Genomic DNA, 17,561 nt, shown 5'->3' on the forward strand with positions numbered 1-17,561 from the left:
CTCAGTAGCGGGCGCTGTGTGCCCGCAGCAGCGGAGAGGGCGCCGACGGGCGGCCGTCGACGCGCGCCCCGGCGAACTGGAGCATCGGCGCCAGCGTCGCGTTGTTGTGGGCGGGGAAGTTCAGCGCGGGTGTGGACACCTCGTCGAGCACACCGCGCTGGGCCGCTGTGAGAGTGACGTCGAGGGCCCGCAGATTGGCCTCGAACTGGTCCATGCGCCGCGCGCCGATGAGCGTGGACGTGACCCCGGGGCGCCCCCGCACCCACGCCAGGGCGACGGCGGCGGGGTCGGCGCCCGCGTCGGCGGCGACGGCGTGGAGCGCGTCGATGACCTTGTAGTCGGCCTCGCCGGGAACGCCGACGAGGTGCGTGCGCGTGGTGTCCACCGGCCCGGTGGAGGCGCTCGAGTACTTGCCGGACAGGAACCCGCTGCGCAGCGGCCCCCAGGGCATCACGGCCATGCCGAGGGCCTGGGCCATCGGGATCAGCTCGCCCTCCGAGGTGCGTTCGAGCAGGGAGTACTCCAGCTGCAGCGCGACGACCGGGGCCCATCCGCGGAAGCGCGCGATGGTGGCGGCCTCGGCCGTCGCCCACGCCGGAACGTCGGAGAACCCGACGTAGCGGACCTTGCCGTCGCGGACCATGTCGTCGAGCGCGCGCAGGGTCTCCTCGACGGGCGTGGCCGGGTCGAAGTTGTGGAGCCAGTAGATGTCGACGTAGTCGGTGCGCAGACGCCGCAGCGAGTTCTCCAGCTGTTGCACGATCGCCTTGCGGCCGGGTCCGCCCCCGTTGGGGTCGTTCTCGTAGAGGTTGCCGAAGAACTTGGTGCCGATCACGACCCGGTCGCGCAGTGCGGACCGGCCGGCGAAGTAGTCGCCGACGATCTTCTCTGAGTGCCCGTTGGTGTAGATGTTCGCGGTGTCGATCGAGTTGCCGCCGCGATCGAGGTACGCGGCCAGGATGTTCGCGGACTCCTCGGGACCGCAGCCCCATCCGTGATCCTCACCGAAGGTCATCGTGCCCAGGGTGAACGGGCTGACGCGCAGTCCTGAGCGGCCGAGCGTGACATAGGAATCGAGCGACATGGCGGGGCTTCCTCACGGGGAGAGAGATCGGGGACGCCGGGTCGGCCGTCCCCCGCTGCTCCTCCATTCGAACCCGCCGCCCGCCGTTCCCCTAGACCGATCGGCGCGCATCGTTGCACGATCCGCTCACCCTCGCCCCGACCATGAGCGCCCCTGTCACCGTCTCGTGGTCCACTGGGGGCATGCGTCACCTGGATGAGATCGGCGAACGGATCACGCGCCTGTCCTCGGGGAGCCCGCGGCCGCGCTGGATCGAGGACATGGTGGTCTTCGCCTGCGGTCGCGTCACCGAACCGATGGGTACGGTCAACGCGCCGATGATGGCGCTGACCGTCCAAGGGGCGAAGCGTTCCGTCCTCGGCGACCGGATCTTCGACTACCGGGCCGGGCAGTACCTGGTCGCGACCGTCGAGCTGCCGCTGATCTCGCAGATCAGCCGGGCCACGCCGGCGGAGCCGTTCATCGGGTTCGGGCTTCCGCTGCGGCCGGCGCTCATCGCACAGCTGCTGCTGGAGGCCGCCCCCGTCCCGGCCCTCCCGTACGAGGGGCCGGGCCTGGCCACCAGCGACGCCGACGACCGGCTGCTGGACGCGGTCCTGCGGCTGCTGCGCCTGCTGGACGAGCCCCGTGACCTGCCCGTACTGGCCCCCGGGGTGCGACGCGAGATCCACTGGCGGCTGCTGAACGGGCCGCAGGGAGCGTTGATCCGGCAGATCGGGCGCGCCGACAGCCGCATGTCGCTCGTGGCCCGGGCGATCGAGTGGATCAAGGCCCACTACGACGAGGTCATCCGGATCGACGAGGTCGCCCGCGAGGTGGGCATGAGCGTCTCCTCGCTGAACCGGCACTTCCGTGCCGTGACCGCGATGAGCCCGCTGCAGTTCCAGAAGCAGATCCGGTTGCAGAAGGCCCGTCTGCAACTGATCGCGGCACCGGACGACGTCGCCGCGGTCGGTCACGCCGTCGGGTACGACAGCGCCTCGCAGTTCAGCCGCGAGTACCGCCGCATGTTCGGAGCCCCGCCGGGCCGGGACGCGGCCCGCCTGCAGACCGCGGCGGTCGTCCAGGAGTAGTCGCCCCCGCGGACCGCCTCACGCGTCGAGGAGGCCGTCGGTCCGCGCGGGTCCGGGAGTTCGGGTCACCGCCCTGGCAGGATGGCGGCATGGAACGTGTGCTTGGAATCGGCGGGCACTTCGTGCGCGCCGCCGACCCGGCGGCCCTCAGCGCCTGGTATCGCGACTGCCTGGGGCTGGACGCCGATCGGAACGGCCTGTGGACCCAGGAACCCGGCCCCACGGTCTTCGCGGCCTTCGATTCGGGGACCGACTACTTCGGGTCCCGCACCCAGCAGACGATGCTCAACTTCCGGGTCCGCGACCTGGACGCGATGCTCGCGCAACTGCGCGCCCGGGGAGCGGACGTGGCCGCGCAGACCCAGGACATGGACGGTGTCGGCCGCTTCGGCTGGGTCACCGACCCCGAGGGCAACCGCATCGAGCTGTGGCAGCCCGCCTGACGGCACCTTCCCCCGGGCACCGACTCCCGGAACCCGGGTCCACGGCGCCGGGCTCAGTGGTCGCCCGGGTCCTGTTCCGGGAGGAGGCCGGAGGCGCGGAGGCCGCTCAGGGCCTCGGCGACGGCGGTCATGCGGTCGGCGACGTCGGCGAGTTCGCGGCGCAGCTCGATGACGCGCAGTTCCAGGGCGACGGCCTGGGCGCTGAGGGTCAGCGCGGTGGCCGAGACGTCGGGACGGTGGTCGGGGGAGCCGGTCATCACAGGGCCTCCGGGCCGAGTCGCAGCGCGGAGACGCTGAGTTCGAGCCGAACCTTGTCGCTGAGCAGGACGCCCCCGGTCTGCAGGGGGACGTTCCAGTCGAGCCCCCAGTCGGAACGCCGGAGGGTGGCCGAGCCCTCGAAGCCGACCCGCCACTGCCCGCCGGGGTCGCGGGCGGTGCCGCCGTAGGCCAGGTCGAGGTGCACGGGCCGCTCGATGTCCTTGATCGTCAGGTTCCCCGCCATGCGGAAACCGTTCCCGCCCGGGGAAGCGACCGCGGTGGAGCGGAAGACCATGAGGGGGAAGGTCGCGGAGTCCAGGAAGTCGGGGCCGGTGATGTGGGAGTCGCGCGCCGGGAGGCCCGTGGTCAGGCTGCCGGTCTGCACGCTCACGTGGGCCTCGGAGCGGGCCGGCCGGAGCCCGTCGAGCCGCAGGAAGCCCTCGAAGGCCGTGAATCCGCCCCGCACCCGGGTGACCATGGCGTGCCGGACGGAGAAGCCGACCGCGCTGTGGAGCGGGTCGATGACGTACGCGCCGGTCGGTTCCGCCTGCGGACGCGTGCCGGGGACGGTGGTTTCCGCGCAGTTCCTGGGCATGGCGGGTCGGCACCTCTTCGTACGGGTGGGTCTCGGGAGGCTGCGGTGGCCCCCGCCGGGGGCGGGGGCCACCCGCGGGGGTTACCGCTGCTGCTGCGCGAACCAGTCGGCGAAGCGGGTCGCTGCCAGCTGCGCGCCGGGGCCGGGGACGAGGGAGCCTTCCTGCAGCTCGGAGCCGTAGTAGCGGGCGTGCGGGTCCGCGACGACCTTGCGGGGGTCGTTCTGGGCGGTCAGCACGTCACGGATCAGCTCGTCGAACCGGAACACGTCCGGGCCGGCGATCTCCACCACCCCGTTGAGGGGCGTGCCGGCCGCGGTGCGGGCGACTGCCGTGGCCACGTCGTCGGAGTAGATGGGCTGGAACTTGACGGGCGGGATGCGCACCGTGTCGCCCTCGGTCCCCGCGTCCGCGATGCCGTTCGCGAACTCGAAGAACTGCGTGGCGTGGACGAGGGAGTAGGGCATGCCCGACGCCTTGATCAGCTCCTCCTGGGCCAGCTTGGCGCGGAAGTAGCCGTTCTCCGGGAGCCGGTCGGTGCCGACGATGGAGAGCGCGACGTGGTGGGTGACACCGGCCTCGGCGTTCGCCTTCAGCAGGTTGGAGGTGCAGGTGCGGAAGAAGTTCATCACGGCCTCGTCCTCCCAGGAGGGCGAGTTGGAGACGTCCACGACGACCTGGGCGCCCTGCAGGACCTCGGCGAGGCCCTCGCCGGTCAGGGTGTTGACGCCGGTGTTGGGGGAGGCCGCGACGGCCTCGTGCCCGTGGTCGTTGAGCTTGCTGACGACCTTCGAGCCGATCAGCCCGGTTCCGCCGATGACTACGACCTTCATGTTGGGGTCCTCTCGGGTGTTCTCGTGCGCGGGGCGCATGGTGCGGTGACCCGGCCGGTACGTGATCGCCGGTACGTGTTCGCCGGTAATGACCGGGTGGCGGAGCGGTTTGTGACAGGGGCCCGGCGTGGCGGGCCCGGTACCTCACACGGAGTGGCCTGGCGGCGCCGCTACTCGACGAGCTTGCCCTCGGTGGAGACGTCCTGCATCAGGGCGGCGATCTCCTCGGGGACGGCCGGGATGGTCTCGCGGGTGACGCCGGTCTTCGGGGACCAGACGAGGTTGACCCGCAGCGCGGGGTCCGTCTCCGGGTAGTCGCTGCGGTTGTGGCAGCCACGGGTCTCGCGCCGCTCCAGCGCCGACTCCAGCGTGGCGCGCGCCGCCAGGGCCGCGGACTTGAGGTCGAAGGCGTGTGCGAGGTCCTGGTAGCCGGCGATGTCGGGGTGGATCCCGACCGACTCCATCCGCTTCTCGATCGCGTCGAGTTCCGCCAGGCCCGCGCGCAGGCCCTCCTCGTCGCGTACGACGCCCGCGTGCTCGGTCATCGTGTTGCGGATCGCGCGCTGCAGGGCGCGGACGTTCTCCGGCCCGTCCGCCGCCAGCAGGTCGTCGACCTCGGCGCGGGCCTGAGCGATCGCCGCCGCCGAGCGCGGAAGCGAGGTCAGCCCCAGCGAGTAGGCGGCGGCCGCCTGGCCCGTGATGCGGCCGAAGACGAGCAGCTCGATCAGGCTGTTGCCGCCCAGGCGGTTGGCGCCGTGCAGACCGCTGGACGCCTCACCGATGGCGTACAGGCCGCGGACGTCGGTGCTGTGGTCCTCGGGCCGCACCCAGACGCCGCCCATCGAGTAGTGCGCGGTGGGCGCGATCTCGATCGGGTCGCGGGTGATGTCCAGCATCTGCAGGTCCAGCAGCGTCTGGTAGACCCGGGGGAGCCGGTTCATGATGGTCTGCCGCGGCAGGTGGGAGACGTCCAGCCACACGGCGCCCTTGGGGGTGCCGCGGCCCTCCTTGATCTCCGTGTACGAGGCGAGCGCCACGCGGTCACGCGTGGACAGCTCCATCCGCTCGGGGTCGTAGCGGCTCATGAACCGCTCGCCGAGCGCGTTGCGCAGGATGCCGCCCTCACCGCGGGCCGCCTCGCTGACGAGCGTGCCGGCCGCGTTCTCCGGCTCGATGATGCCGGACGGGTGGAACTGGACGAGCTCGGCGTCGCGCAGCCGGGCGCCGGCCTCCACGGCCAGGCGGAAGGAGTCACCGGTGTTCTCGTCGCGCCGGGAGGAGGTGCGCCGCCAGATCCGGGTGTGGCCGCCGGCCGCGAGGATCACGGCGTCGGCGTGGATGAGGTAGCGCGTGCCGTCCGTGAGGTCGAAGCCGTACGCCCCGAACACGGCGCCGTCGTGCTCCAGGATGCGGGTGACGTAGACGCCCTCGAGCACCGGGATGCCGAGCTGCTCCGTCCGGCGGACGAGGGTGCGCTGGATCTCCAGGCCGGTGTAGTCGCCCGCGAAGGCGGTGCGGCGGTACCGGTGCGCGCCGAAGAAGCGCTGCGAGATCCGGCCGTCCTCCTCCCGGGCGAAGGCCATGCCGTACCGCTCCAGGTCGTCGATGCCGCGGGCCGCGCCCTGGGTGACGATCTCCACGGTGCGGGGGTCGGCCAGCAGGTAGCTCTCCTTGAGCGTGTCCGCGGCGTGCTGCTGCCAGCTGTCCTCGGGGTCCATGGTGGCCAGCGCGGCGTTGATGCCCCCGGCCGCGAGCGCGGTGTGGGCGTCGTCCTTGGGCCGCTTGCCGACCGCGAGGACGTCGACACCGGCCTCCGCCAGTTCGATCGCCGCTCGCAGTCCTGCTCCTCCGGTGCCGATCACCAGCACCATGGTGGAAATGTGTCGTTCAGTGAGGGCCACGGTCCGCTCCGATCGCCTTGGTTGTCACTCGGTACGACCGGGCGGGCGGGCCATCTGTGACACCGGCTTCCCGCACGGGGAAGGGCGTGGGGCGGCCGGGTCGTCCGGTCGTCCCACGCCCACTGGCGGCCGGGCCGTCAGGCGGTGACGCGGTTCAGCGGCACCTGCGGGTCGGCGAGCCGGGCGTCGTCGACCGCGGCGCGCGAGGTGATCAGGTCGCGGACCGGCTCGATGACGTCCCACACGTTGACGTTCATGCCGGCCTGGATGCGGTCGCCCGCCATCCAGAAGGCGACGAACTCCCGCGCGGCCTTGTCGCCGCGGAAGACGACGCGGTCGTAGCCGCCGGGCTCCACGTAACCGGTGTACTCCATGCCGAGGTCGTACTGGTCGGTGTAGAAGTACGGCAGCCGGTCGTAGACGGCGTCGCCGCCGAGCATCCCCTGCGCGGCCGTGGCGGGCTGGTTCAGCGCGTTGGCCCAGTGCTCGACACGGATGTGGCGGTCGAGGAACGGGTGGTAGGCGTTGGCGACGTCGCCCGCGGCGAAGACGTCCGGCGCGGAGGTGCGCAGGTGGGCGTCGGTGACGATGCCGTTGCGCACCTCCAGCCCGGCCGCCTCGGCGAGCTGCACGTTGGGGGTGATGCCGACGCCGACGACCACGGCGTCCGCGGGGAGGCGCGTGCCGTCGGCGAGCTGCACCCCGTCGGCGCGTCCGCCGCTGCCGGTGATGCGCTCCACCTGCGCGCCGTGCCGCAGGACCACGCCGTGGTCGGTGTGCAGGGCCGCGAAGACCTCGGCCGCCTCGCGCCCGAGCACCCTGAGCAGCGGCAGCTCCTCGGCCTCCAGCACCGTGACGTCCGCCCCGGCCTGCTTGGCGGCCGCGGCGGTCTCCAGACCGATCCACCCGCCGCCGATGACGACGATCCGCGCGCCCGCGGTGAAGGCGGCCTTGAGCCGCTCGCTGTCGCCCACACGGCGCAGGTAGAGCACGTTGTCCAGGTCGGCCCCGGGGACGGGCAGACGGCGCGGCGTCGAACCGGTGGCCAGGAGCAGCTTTGTGTACGGCATGCGCTGCCCGCCGTCGAGCTCCACCTCCTTGGCCCCCGCGTCGAGCCCGGTGACGGTCGTCCCGAGGCGCAGGTCGACGTCGTGCTTGTCGTACCAGTCGTCGGGGTGGACGAAGATCGAGTCGCGGGTCTCCTTGCCGAGCAGATAGCCCTTCGAGAGGGGCGGCCGGACGTAGGGCCTGTCCGGTTCGTCGCCGATGAGAACGAGCCGGCCGTCGTAGCCGTTCTCCCGCAGCGCTTCCGCCGCCTTGCCCGCGGCCAGACCGCCTCCGACGATCACGAAAGTGTTCTCAGGGGACACGATGCACCTCATCTCGGATGTCGCATGCTGCGAATCATGTACGGAGAGTCAACCACCAGACCGCTCGGCACTCCGCTGTGTGACACCGCCGTCGTGTCGCCGGGCCGTCCGGCGGGTTCGTCTGTCACAACGCCAGGGGTGTTCCGGTCATAGGGCTGATCGAAGGACGCCCGGGGCGGACGGCCCACCGGTGCTCGTCCCCGCCGCGACCTGGGAGCAGAGGGTGACCTACGTCGTCGCGCAGCCCTGCATCGACGTCAAGGACCGGGCCTGCGTCGCCGAATGCCCGGTGGACTGCATCTACGAGGGCGGCCGGACGCTCTACATCAACCCCGCCGAATGCGTGGACTGCCGGGCCTGCGAGCCCGTGTGCCCGGTCGAGGCGATCTTCCACGAGGACGACCTGCCGCAGGAGTGGGCGCGGTACCGGGACGTCAACGCCGAGTACTTCGAGTCCCTCCCGGCTCCCGGTGGACACGGCGGACCGCCGGCCGGAGACCGGGACCACCCCTACGTGGCGGCGCTGCCGCCGCAGGGGTCCCGGAAGAAGGACATCGCCGTCTTCGCCATCGGCAAGGAGGAGGCCGAGGAAGCCGACCTCTGGTTCCCGTCGTGACGGTCCGGGAGGACACGGGCGTGGGCGGGGATCCGGACGAGGCCCGCTGGTGAAGCCCTTCGCCCGTACCCGGCCGCGGGGCGGACGGCCCGAGCGGCACGCGCCCCGCCTCGTCGAATTCGGCCCTCAGGACCTCGAACGGGCCGTGGCCATGCACCTCAGGTGCTCGCCCGGCACGCTGTGGAGCCGCTACCACAGGGCGATGGGTGATCCCCGGTCCTATCTGCGCACGCTGCTGGCCAGACCGGGAGCCGTGCACCTGGGCCTCCAGCAGCCGGCCGGGGACCTCGTGGCCGTGGGGCACCTGATGCCGGACCGCGGGAACGCGGAGGCGGCGCTGCTCGTCGAGGACGCCTGGCAGAGCAGCGGGCTCGGCAGCTGGCTCCTGCGCCATCTCGGGCACCGTGCGGTCGGCGCCGGGTGGAAGGAGGTCTACGGGCTCGTCCTGCCCGGTGACGCGAAGATCTCCGCCATCCTGTCGCACACCTCCGTCCCGGTGCGCACCGTGTGCGAGGAGGGCGTGACGACCCTCCGGGCGGAGACCGGCGACATCGCGGCCGTGGAGGTCCCCGCCGGCGTGTGGTGACGGGCGCGGCGCCGGACGTGCCCGCTGTCACAGATCGGGACACTGCCCGGTCTGACCCCCGGAAGACGCAAATCGGGCATTTGCCCGCCTACTCGGCCTGCCTGAGGACAAGACTTCGATGACCTGCACAGATGTGGTGACGCTTGGTAATCGTGTGAACGCGCCCGGGATTTCCGACTCGGCGTTCGCGATCTTCGACGAGCGGGGGACGGTGGTCGCGTGGACCACGGCAGCCGAGCGCCTGGTCGGATACGCCGCCGGTGACGTGGTCGGCCTGTCCGCCGCCCGCGTGCTGCCGTCCTTCGGGGACGCTCCGTCGATGTCGGATTTCACCCGGCAGCGCGTCGCCGAGGACGGCTGGCCGGGCACGGCCTCGGTGACCCACCGCGACGGGCGCATCATCGACGTCAGCCTGCGGATCACGATGCTGCGGGGCCTGAACGGGGCGACGCGCTGGCTCGCGACCCTGACCGACACCGGCGCCCTCTCCGGGGACGCGACGAGCGGTTCCGTGTGGGGGCCGCTCCTCGCCCGCGCGCCCATCGGGGTCGTCATCCGCGATCCGCAACTGCGCTGCGCTTTCGCCAACGACGTGATGGAGGAGCACGACGGCATCCCGGCCGCCCGGCGACTCGGACGACGGTTCGTCGACGTGCTGGCCGGCCCCAAGGCCGGCGCACTCGAAACGGTGATGCGCCAGGTGCTCGAGAGCGGCACCACCAAGGTGCACGAGTACCGGACGTGGCTGCCGGTGAGCAAGGGCCGGGAGCATCCGTTCGCGGCGTCGTTCCACTGCCTCCAGGGCGCCGACGGCGAATCGCTCGGCGTCTGCGTCATCAGCGCCGACGTCGTCGAGAGCCGGCTGGCCCGCGAGCGCCTCGCCGCCGTCGGCGAGGCCAGCGCGCGCCTCGGCAGCACCCTGGACGTGATGCAGACCAGCCAGGAACTGGCCGACCTCGCCGTGCCGCTGCTCGCGGACTACGTGGCCGTGGACCTGGAGCAGTCCGTGCCGTTCAGTGAGGGGCCTCCGGCGCGCATCGACCCGGCGGGCGGGCGCCTGCCCGTGCTGCGGCGAGCCGGTCTGGCCTCGATCCACCCGGGGGCGCCGGAATCCGTCTGGGTGCGCGGCGAGCCGGTCAGCGTGCCGCCCCGCTCGCCCTTCGCGTCCGTGCTGAGTACGGGCAGATCCCACCTGGAGCCGATCCTGGACACCGCTCCGGGGATCTGGTTCGACCATGACCCGGCCCTGGCCGCGCGGATCCGCACGAACGGCGTCCATTCGCTGATGGTCGTCCCGATCCGTGCCCGGCGCGCGCTGCTGGGCGTCGTCCTGTTCATCCGCACCGCCGACCCGGAGCCGTTCCAGGAGGTCGACCTCCTGCTGGCCGAGGAACTCGTCGGGCGCGCCGCGGTGGCGCTGGACAACGCACGCCAGTACGCACGGGAGCACACCGCGGCCCTCACCTTGCAACGCAACCTGCTCCCACGCCGGCTGAAGGGCGGCACGGCCGTCGAGGCGGCCTCGCGCTACCTGCCGGCCGACATGGACCACGGCGTCGGCGGGGACTGGTTCGACGTCATCCCGCTGTCCGGCGCCCGCGTCGCCCTCGTCGTCGGCGACGTGGTCGGCCACGGTCTCCACGCCGCGGCCACGATGGGCACCCTCCGCGCCGCCGTCCGCACGCTGGCCGACATGGAACTGCCCCCCGCCGAACTCCTGCACCGGCTCGACGACACGGTCCAGCGACTCGTCGAGGAGGACACCGACCCCGCGGACCAGACTCCCGCCGTCGTCGGCGCCACCTGCCTGTACGCCGTCTACGACCCGGCCACCCGCGTGTGCGTCATGGCCCGCGCCGGGCATCCGCCGCCCGCGATCGTCGACCGCGAGGGCCGGGTCACCTTTCCCGACCTTCCCACCGGGGCGCCCCTGGGCATCGGCCTCGGCGACCCCTTCGAGGCGGTGGAGCTGGAACTGCCCGAGGGAAGCCTGGTCGCCCTCTACACCGACGGCCTGATCGAGAGCCGCGACGGTGACATCGAGGAAGGGATGCACCGCCTGGGTACCGCACTCGCGGAACCGGACCGCTCCCTGGAGGAACTCTGCACCCTCGCCACGGCGAGCCTCCCGGCCCAGGCACCCTCGGACGACGTCACCCTGCTCCTGGTCAGGACGCTGTCGCTCGGCGCGGCCCAGGTCGCCTCCTGGACCCTGCCCTGCGACGAGGGCGCCGTCCGCCACGCCCGGCTCCTGGCCGCCGCCCAGCTCACCGCCTGGGGCCTGGACGGGATCGAGCACTCCGCGAAACTGCTCGTCAGCGAGCTGGTCACCAACGCCGTCCGCCACGGCGCCGGCCCGATCGGCCTGCGCCTGATCCGGCATCAGGCCCTGACCTGCGAAGTGTCCGACACCGACGTCTGCGTTCCGCGCCTGCGCAGTGCGCGCGCCACGGACGAGAACGGCCGCGGCCTCTTCCTGGTCGGCCAGCTCTCCCGGCGCTGGGGATCACGCTCTGCGGACGGCGGCAAGGTCGTCTGGGCCGAACTGGACCTGGCCTCCGCACGCGCGTAGCGACGGCACCGTTTCACCCCGGCCCCGTCGTACGCTGAACCCCGCGCACAAGGGAGAGGAGCCCGAGGTGGCCGGAACGACGGCGGCGGAGGTGATGGCCGAGCTTGCCGCGCTCGAGGACCCCAAGACGCGCGCGGTGAACGAGAGGCACGGCGACGACCACGGCGTGAACCTCGGCAAGCTGCGCGCGATCGCGAAACGGCTCAGGACGCAGCAGGAACTCGCGGTCCGCCTCTGGGAGACGGACGACACCGCGGCCCGACTCCTGGCGATCCTGGTCTGCCGCCCGAAGGCGTTCGGACGGGACGAACTGGACGCCATGCTGCGCGAGGCGCGCGCACCCAAGGTGCACGACTGGCTCGTGAACGACGTGGTGAAGAAGAACCCGCACGCCGAGGAACTGCGCGTGGCCTGGCTCGCGGACTCCGATCCCGTGGTGGCGAGCGCCGGCTGGGCACTGACCACCGAACGCGTGGCGAAGAGGCCCGACGGCCTCGACCTCGCGGGACTGCTCGACGTCGTCGAGGCGGAGATGAAGGACGCCCCGCCGCGCCTGCAGTGGGCGATGAACCACTGCCTGGCCCGGATCGGGATCGAGCACGCGGGACTGCGCGCCCGCGCCGTCGGCATCGGTGAGCGCCTGGAGGTGCTGAAGGACTACCCGACCTCCGCGGGCTGCACGTCCCCGTTCGCGCCCGTGTGGATCGCCGAGATGGTGCGCCGGCAGGACGCCGCGAAGACGGCCTGAACCACCCCTGCGGCGCCTGCGGCGGGTCCCGCACCGGTACACCAGGCGCACGCCGGGGGAGCGATCAGGCCCGCAGATAGGCGAGGACGGCCAGGACGCGGCGGTGGGTCTCCTCGGCCGGAGGCAGGTCGAGCTTGGTGAGGATGCTGCCGATGTGCTTGCCCACGGCCGCCTCGGAGACGACCAGCGCACGGGCGATCGCGGCGTTCGACCGCCCCTCGGCGACCAGTGCCAGCACCTCCCGCTCGCGCGGCGTGAGGCGCTCCAGCGGATCGCGGCGGCGGCGCAGCAACTGCCGTACGACCTCGGGGTCGACGACCGTGCCGCCGGCCGCGACCTCGCCCAGCGCCTCGACGAACTCCTCGACCTGCCCGACCCGGTCCTTCAGCAGGTACCCGAGGCCCTTTCCGTCGCCCGAGTCCAGCAGCTCGCCCGCGTAGGAGCGCTGCACGTACTGGCTGAGGACGAGGACGGGCAGGGCGGGCCGCTCCCGCCGCAGCCGCACCGCCGCCCGCAGGCCCTCGTCCTGGAAGCCCGGAGGCATGCGGACGTCCGTCACCACCACGTCGGGGGAGTGCTCACCGACGGCCGCGACCAGCGCGTCGGCGTCGCCCACGGCGGCCACGACCCGGTGCCCGCAGCGCTCCAGCAGCCCCGTCAGGCCGTCCCGCAGCAGCACGCTGTCCTCGGCCAGCACTACGCGGAGCGCTCGGTCCACTCGCAAGGGATCTCCACACGCAGCAGGGTCGGTCCGCCCGGGGGACTGGACAGGGAGAGTCTGCCATCCAGCACGGACACCCGGTCGGCGAGCCCGGTCAGTCCGCTGCCCGCGCCGGGTTCGGCGCCGCCGCGGCCGTCGTCGCGGACCTGGAGGACGAGCCGCCCGTCCCGGTGCCCGCCGCTGACCCGCGCGCGGTCGGCGGCGCTGTGCCGGGCGACGTTGGCGAGGGCCTCGCGGACCACGAAGTACGCGGCGGCCTCGACCGCCCGGGGCAGCCGCCCGGGCAGTTCCAGGTCCACGTCGACGGGGACGGCCGAGCGGTCGGCGGCGTCGGCGACGGCCGCCCCCAGGCCGAAGTCGGTCAGGACCCGGGGGTGGACGCCGTTGATGAGCTCGCGCAGTTCCTCCAGGGCCCTGCCCGCCTCCTCGTGGGCCTCGGCGAGCCGGTCGGCCAGCGGACCGGGTGGCGCGTCCAGCCGGGCCAGGCCCAGGGCCATCGACAGTGCGACCAGGCGTTGCTGCGCCCCGTCGTGCAGGTCGCGCTCGATCCTGCGCCGCTCCGCCTCGAAGGCGTCCACCAGGCGTACGCGGGAGCGGGTCAGTTCGACGATCCGGGCGCCCAGGTCGCGGTCGCGCGGGGCGACGAGGAGCCGGGCGAGGCCGGCCCGGGCGCCCGCGGCGACGCCCAGCGCATAGGCGCCGATTGCGAGCAGCAGCAGCCCCAGGACGGCAGTGCCGCACGCGGCCGGCCAGGTGGTGACCGTCCACTGCTTGAGCACCTTCGCCTCGTGCCCCTGCCCGACGGTGGCCATGAGCACCGGGGCGGCGACCAGGGAGAGCGGTGCCACCAGCCCGACGGTGACGACGAGGGCGTCCACCGGCCACAGCACACCCGCGAACAGCAGGGCGTGACCGAGCTCCCGCCAGGTCGCCCGCTCCCGCAGCCGGGTCGTCAGCCACGGCCACAACCCTCCCGCGGCGGGCGGCACATGGGGCCCCGGCGCGGGATCACGGTCGACCAGGCGCAACCGGGCCCGCTCCAGCACGGCCACGGGAAGGCCGGCGAGCGCGGTGAGGACGAGCAGCGGCAGCCCCACCAGGAGGACGGCGAGGGCGGCCCCGGCGGCCGCCGCGGTCACGATCCCCACGAGGGTGACGGCGCCCGCGACCACCCCGGTCAGCAGGTACGCCAGCGAGCGCCACGGCCACGTGGACAGCAGGAAGCCCGGTCCGGACATCGCCTGCCACACATTCCTGGGATGCATGCGGATCACCGTAGGTCCCGGGCGCCGGCCCGGACCATCCGCCCAGGGGGAGGACCGGGGGTATGGCTGGCCCCACCCCGGTTCTCGCCCCTGCCGCACTGCGCCGGGGCCTCCCCGGGCGGTTTCGTGGAGCCGTCCGGGAGACACCGCCTCCCGGAGCACCCCGCCCCGCCGGGCGCGGGGGAGAACCGGCAACCGACCCAGTGGGGACCGATGAACGACGACGCCATCCGATTGCGCTCCGTCAGCAGGCGGCACGGCTGCGGCGACAGTGCCGTGACGGCCCTGGACGAGGTCACCCTCGGCTTCCCCAAGGGCTCCTTCACCGCAGTCATGGGGCCCTCCGGCTCGGGCAAGTCCACCCTCCTGCAGTGCGCCGCGGGCCTGGACCGGCCCACCTCGGGGTCGGCCCTGCTCGGCGACACCGACCTGACCGCGCTCGGCGAGACCCGGCTGACACTGCTGCGCCGCGAGCGCATCGGCTTCGTCTTCCAGGCGTTCAACCTGCTGCCGTCGCTGACCGCCGCGCAGAACGCCGCGCTGCCCCTGCGGCTGGCCGGCCGCAGGCCCTCGCGGGCCCGGGTGCGCGAAGTGCTCGAGCAGGTCGGCCTCGGCGACCGCGCCGGGCACAGGCCGTCGGAGCTGTCCGGCGGGCAGCAGCAACGCGTCGCCCTGGCCCGCGCCCTGATCACCCGTCCCGAGGTGCTGTTCGGCGACGAACCGACCGGCGCCCTGGACTCGCGGGCCGGCCGCGAGGTGCTGACCCTGCTGCGGCGGATGGTCGACGGCGAGGGCCGGACCGTCGTGATGGTCACCCACGACCCGGTGGCCGCCTCCTACGCCGACCGTGTCGTGTTCCTCGTCGACGGCCGCGTCCACGGCGAGTTGGTCGCCGCGGGCGCCGACGCCATCGCCGCGCGCATGACCGGGCTGGAGGCCGTTCCGTGCTGAGTGTCGCCCTGCACACCCTGCGCACCCGCCGGGTCACCTTCGTCGGCAGTTTCGTTGCGCTGACGCTGGGGGTCACGCTGCTCGCCGTGATGGGCCTGGTCCTCGCCTCCTCCCAGGACGCGCCCGAGCGCCGCCCCGAGCGGTTCGCCGCCGCGCCCGTCGTCGTCCGCGGCCAGGACACCCTGCGGGTGCCCACGCCGAGGGGCGAGCGGACGCGGCCGCTCGCGCAGCCGCGCGCCGTGCCCGCCGCGACCCTGGGCGCACTGCGGCGGCTCGGCACGGTCGTCGAGGACCGGTCCTTCCCCGTACGGGCCGGGGGCGGCCCCGGCGACCTCGTCGGACACCCCTGGTCCACCGCCGCCTTCGCCCCGTACGGGCTCAGCGCCGGACGCGCGCCCCGCGCCGCCGACGAGGTCGTCGTGACCGGCGGCTGGGCCGTACCGGGGCAGCGCGTGCGCACCGACCGGGGCACCGTCCGCGTCGTCGGCACCGTGCCCGACCTCGGGTTCGAGCACGCCGTGTTCTACACCGACGCCCGCGCCGCCCGGCTGTGCCCCCGCAGCGTGCAGTCGGTGGTCGACGCGGACGCCGCCGCGGTGCGGGACGCCGTCGGCGGCAGCGGCGCCCGGGTCCTCACCGGGAACGACCGCCGCTACGCCGACGCCGACCCCGGCCGGGACGACGAGGCGGTGACCGCCCTGAACGCCCTGTTCGGCACCGCGGGCGGCGTCACCGCCTTCGTGTCGGTGTTCGTCGTGGCGTCCACGTTCGCCTTCGCGGTCGCCCAGCGCCGCCGCGAGTTCGGGCTGCTGCGCACCGCGGGAGCCACCCCGGGCCAGCTCAGCCGGATGGTGCTGGCGGAGTCCCTCCTGGTGGGAGCGCTCGCCTCGGCGGCGGGGTGCGCGCTCGGCGGGTACGCCGCGCCGTGGCTGGCCGCGACCGTGGTCGACGGCGGGCTCGCACCCGTCTGGTTCACCGTCGGCGACCACACCTGGCCCTACCACGCGGCCTTCTGGACGGGTCTGCTCGTCGCCCTCGCCGGAGCGGCCGCGGCCTCCTGGCGCGCCGGCCGCACCGGCCCCGCACAGGCGCTGCGCGAGGCCTCCGTGGACACGGGGGCGATGACCTGGGGCCGTCGGCTCGTCGGCGCCGGGCTGCTGCTGACCGCCGTCGTCACCCTCTGCGTCACGCTCGCCGGCGACCCCGGCGACCTGCTGCACCGCAAGACGTACGTGAGCCGGCCGATGCTGCTGATCACCGCGACCGCGCTGCTCACCCCCGTTCTGCTGCGCCCGCCGACCCGGCTGCTCGCCCGGGTCCTCGGCCGGCTGCCGGGCGCGGCCGGCATGCTCGTGGGCGAGAACGCCGCCGCCGGCGTGCGCCGTACCGCCGCGGTCGCCGCGCCGGTGCTGGTGACCGTCGCCCTCACCGGCTCGCTCCTCGGTGCCCCCGCCACCCTCGACCGGGCCGAGGCCCAGGAGGCCCGCGAGCGCACCGCCGCCGCCTTCGTGGTCACCGCGCCGGGCGGCACGGGCTTCGGCGCGCGGACCCTGGAACGCCTGCGCGGCATCCCCGGGACCGAGGTGTCGCCGACCGCGGCGAGCGAGGTGTTCGCGCTGGAGGACGGCCCGGCACTGATCAGGTCCGAGTCGCGCGCCGCCGACCCCGGGGCACTCGCCGCCACCACGCGGTTGCCGCTCGTCGCGGGGAATGTGACCGACCTCGACGACGGGTCGATCGTCGTCAACGAGGAATGGGAACGGCACTCCGTCGGGCAGAGCGTCCGGGTGTGGCTCGGGAACGGTGCCGGCAGGACCCTGCGCATCGCGGCGGTCATGGCCACCGGTACGGGCGGCAACGGCGTCTACGTCACGCCCGCCAACGCCCCGCACGCCCCCGTCGACCGGGTGGACGTCGCCCTGACGGACGGCGCCGACGCCGGCGCGGTGAACGCCGCGCTGCGCGAGGCGGTTCAGCCGGACGGCGGCCGTGTGCTCACCCGGGACGAGTGGCTCGCCGCCCTGCGGCCGTCGAACGACCGCACGACCCGGCTGGGCTTCCTGGTCGTCCTCGGCATCGCCCTGCTCTACACGGCCGTCTCCCTGGTCAACACCATGGTGATGGCCACCTCCGACCGGGCCCGCGAGCTGGCGGTTTTGCGGCTGGCCGGGGCCACGCGGCGCCAGATACTGCGGCTGGTGGCCGCCGAGTCCCTGGTGGTGGTCGCGATCGGCGCCTTCCTGGGCCTGGCCGTCGCCGTGCTCAACCTCGCCGGAATGGGGTGCGCGCTGGCCCTGCTGTCGGTGAGCGTTCCGGTCGAAGTGCCGTGGGCGGCCGCCGGCGCGGCCACCGCGGCGTGCGCGGTGTTCGGGGTCGCCGCGTCGGCCGTCCCGGCGTGGTCGGCCCTGCGCGGCGGTGCGGCGGCACTCGCGGGGCTGCGGGAGTGACCCCCGCGCCGGGCCGTCACCCGGCGCAGGGGCGGGCCCTCGGCGACCCTCACGCCGAGGGCCCGCGGGGCACGGAGGCACCCGTGCCCCCGGTGGGCGC

15 protein-coding genes and 1 pseudogene are annotated in these 17,561 nt (G+C 73.7%); 8 read left to right on the top strand and 8 right to left on the bottom strand.

Annotated elements, in window-relative coordinates; translation table 11 throughout:
• Position 1: 1 nt before the first annotated feature.
• Complete coding sequence (locus tag PV342_RS20355; RefSeq protein WP_386997671.1) at positions 2 to 1,084, bottom strand: aldo/keto reductase; 1,083 nt, start codon at positions 1,082 to 1,084, stop codon at positions 2 to 4.
• A 182-nt stretch (positions 1,085 to 1,266) separates the two neighbouring features.
• Here PV342_RS20355 and PV342_RS20360 point away from each other — a divergent pair, with 182 nt between their 5' ends.
• Together PV342_RS20360 and PV342_RS20365 are read left to right on the top strand one after the other, a co-directional pair.
• Entirely contained in the window at positions 1,267 to 2,157 is an 891-nt protein-coding gene (locus PV342_RS20360; protein WP_396347752.1) for an AraC family transcriptional regulator, read from the top strand.
• A gap of 89 nt (positions 2,158 to 2,246) precedes the next feature.
• A complete protein-coding gene (locus PV342_RS20365) occupies positions 2,247 to 2,600 on the top strand; it encodes a VOC family protein (protein ID WP_386997674.1) in 354 nt (117 codons plus the stop codon).
• Positions 2,601 to 2,653: 53 nt separating this feature from the next.
• On the opposite strand, the gene PV342_RS20370 is transcribed toward PV342_RS20365, so the two are convergent.
• The 5 genes from PV342_RS20370 to PV342_RS20390 all read right to left on the bottom strand — a co-directional run bounded on the left by PV342_RS20370 (position 2,654) and on the right by PV342_RS20390 (position 7,555).
• Positions 2,654 to 2,857 carry a hypothetical protein gene (locus tag PV342_RS20370; RefSeq protein ID WP_386997675.1) on the bottom strand — a complete coding sequence of 68 codons (204 nt, stop codon included), beginning with the start codon at positions 2,855 to 2,857 and terminating at the stop codon, positions 2,654 to 2,656.
• Complete coding sequence (locus PV342_RS20375) at positions 2,857 to 3,453, bottom strand: YceI family protein (protein WP_500318198.1); 597 nt, start codon at positions 3,451 to 3,453, stop codon at positions 2,857 to 2,859. The genes PV342_RS20370 and PV342_RS20375 overlap by 1 nt, the downstream gene beginning before the upstream one ends.
• An 81-nt stretch (positions 3,454 to 3,534) precedes the next feature.
• Positions 3,535 to 4,284, bottom strand: coding sequence for an SDR family oxidoreductase (locus PV342_RS20380; protein WP_361010870.1), 750 nt, complete (start codon positions 4,282 to 4,284; stop codon positions 3,535 to 3,537).
• Between the two features lie 170 nt (positions 4,285 to 4,454).
• Positions 4,455 to 6,155 (bottom strand): L-aspartate oxidase, encoded by a 1,701-nt coding sequence (locus PV342_RS20385; RefSeq protein WP_400808857.1) that lies wholly within the window; start codon positions 6,153 to 6,155, stop codon positions 4,455 to 4,457.
• A gap of 167 nt (positions 6,156 to 6,322) precedes the next feature.
• The gene (locus PV342_RS20390; protein ID WP_500318201.1) at positions 6,323 to 7,555 is read right to left on the bottom strand and encodes an NAD(P)/FAD-dependent oxidoreductase; all 1,233 of its coding nucleotides are present in this window, start codon (positions 7,553 to 7,555) and stop codon (positions 6,323 to 6,325) included.
• Between the two features lie 223 nt (positions 7,556 to 7,778).
• On the opposite strand from PV342_RS20390, the pseudogene fdxA reads away from it, so the two are divergent.
• The 4 genes and pseudogenes from fdxA to PV342_RS20410 all read left to right on the top strand — a co-directional run.
• Positions 7,779 to 8,090, top strand: a pseudogene (fdxA, locus tag PV342_RS20395) (ferredoxin); the annotation flags it as partial.
• Positions 8,091 to 8,373: 283 nt separating this feature from the next.
• On the top strand, positions 8,374 to 8,757 hold the full coding sequence (locus tag PV342_RS20400) for a GNAT family N-acetyltransferase (protein WP_500318203.1): 384 nt from the start codon (positions 8,374 to 8,376) through the stop codon (positions 8,755 to 8,757).
• A 118-nt stretch (positions 8,758 to 8,875) separates the two neighbouring features.
• Positions 8,876 to 11,329, top strand: coding sequence for a SpoIIE family protein phosphatase (locus PV342_RS20405; protein WP_400808848.1), 2,454 nt, complete (start codon positions 8,876 to 8,878; stop codon positions 11,327 to 11,329).
• Positions 11,330 to 11,423: 94 nt separating this feature from the next.
• A complete protein-coding gene (locus PV342_RS20410) occupies positions 11,424 to 12,077 on the top strand; it encodes a DNA alkylation repair protein (protein ID WP_500318340.1) in 654 nt (217 codons plus the stop codon).
• A 64-nt stretch (positions 12,078 to 12,141) separates the two neighbouring features.
• Here PV342_RS20410 and PV342_RS20415 read toward each other — a convergent pair whose 3' ends face one another.
• Together PV342_RS20415 and PV342_RS20420 are read right to left on the bottom strand one after the other, a co-directional pair.
• Positions 12,142 to 12,774 (bottom strand): response regulator, encoded by a 633-nt coding sequence (locus tag PV342_RS20415; RefSeq protein WP_018562715.1) that lies wholly within the window; start codon positions 12,772 to 12,774, stop codon positions 12,142 to 12,144.
• Positions 12,774 to 14,063, bottom strand: coding sequence for a sensor histidine kinase (locus PV342_RS20420; protein WP_400808846.1), 1,290 nt, complete (start codon positions 14,061 to 14,063; stop codon positions 12,774 to 12,776). Before PV342_RS20420 ends, PV342_RS20415 begins: the two co-directional genes overlap by 1 nt.
• 213 nt (positions 14,064 to 14,276) lie before the next feature.
• Between PV342_RS20420 and PV342_RS20425 the strand changes: the two genes are divergently transcribed.
• On the top strand, positions 14,277 to 15,014 hold the full coding sequence (locus tag PV342_RS20425; RefSeq protein ID WP_500318205.1) for an ABC transporter ATP-binding protein: 738 nt from the start codon (positions 14,277 to 14,279) through the stop codon (positions 15,012 to 15,014).
• A complete protein-coding gene (locus PV342_RS20430; protein WP_500318206.1) occupies positions 15,008 to 17,461 on the top strand; it encodes an ABC transporter permease in 2,454 nt (817 codons plus the stop codon). Before PV342_RS20425 ends, PV342_RS20430 begins: the two co-directional genes overlap by 7 nt.
• Positions 17,462 to 17,561 lie beyond the last annotated feature (100 nt).

It is taken from the genome of Streptomyces sp. PA03-3a, from assembly GCF_033792735.1.
Taxonomy (GTDB): Bacteria; Actinomycetota; Actinomycetes; order Streptomycetales; family Streptomycetaceae; genus Actinacidiphila.

Bases quoted from the DNA above. Each gene is read 5' to 3' on its own strand.
- PV342_RS20360 (WP_396347752.1), top strand. From the start codon at position 1,267: ATGCGTCACCTGGATGAGATCGGCGAACGGATCACGCGCCTGTCCTCG.
- PV342_RS20425 (WP_500318205.1), top strand. From the start codon at position 14,277: ATGAACGACGACGCCATCCGATTGCGCTCCGTCAGCAGGCGGCACGGC.
- PV342_RS20410 (WP_500318340.1), top strand. From the start codon at position 11,424: ATGGCCGAGCTTGCCGCGCTCGAGGACCCCAAGACGCGCGCGGTGAAC.
- PV342_RS20405 (WP_400808848.1), top strand. From the start codon at position 8,876: ATGACCTGCACAGATGTGGTGACGCTTGGTAATCGTGTGAACGCGCCC.
- PV342_RS20380 (WP_361010870.1), bottom strand. From the start codon at position 4,284: ATGAAGGTCGTAGTCATCGGCGGAACCGGGCTGATCGGCTCGAAGGTC.
- PV342_RS20365 (WP_386997674.1), top strand. From the start codon at position 2,247: ATGGAACGTGTGCTTGGAATCGGCGGGCACTTCGTGCGCGCCGCCGAC.
- PV342_RS20385 (WP_400808857.1), bottom strand. From the start codon at position 6,155: ATGGTGCTGGTGATCGGCACCGGAGGAGCAGGACTGCGAGCGGCGATC.
- PV342_RS20400 (WP_500318203.1), top strand. From the start codon at position 8,374: ATGGGTGATCCCCGGTCCTATCTGCGCACGCTGCTGGCCAGACCGGGA.
- PV342_RS20370 (WP_386997675.1), bottom strand. From the start codon at position 2,857: ATGACCGGCTCCCCCGACCACCGTCCCGACGTCTCGGCCACCGCGCTG.
- PV342_RS20355 (WP_386997671.1), bottom strand. From the start codon at position 1,084: ATGTCGCTCGATTCCTATGTCACGCTCGGCCGCTCAGGACTGCGCGTC.
- PV342_RS20375 (WP_500318198.1), bottom strand. From the start codon at position 3,453: ATGCCCAGGAACTGCGCGGAAACCACCGTCCCCGGCACGCGTCCGCAG.
- PV342_RS20420 (WP_400808846.1), bottom strand. From the start codon at position 14,063: ATGCATCCCAGGAATGTGTGGCAGGCGATGTCCGGACCGGGCTTCCTG.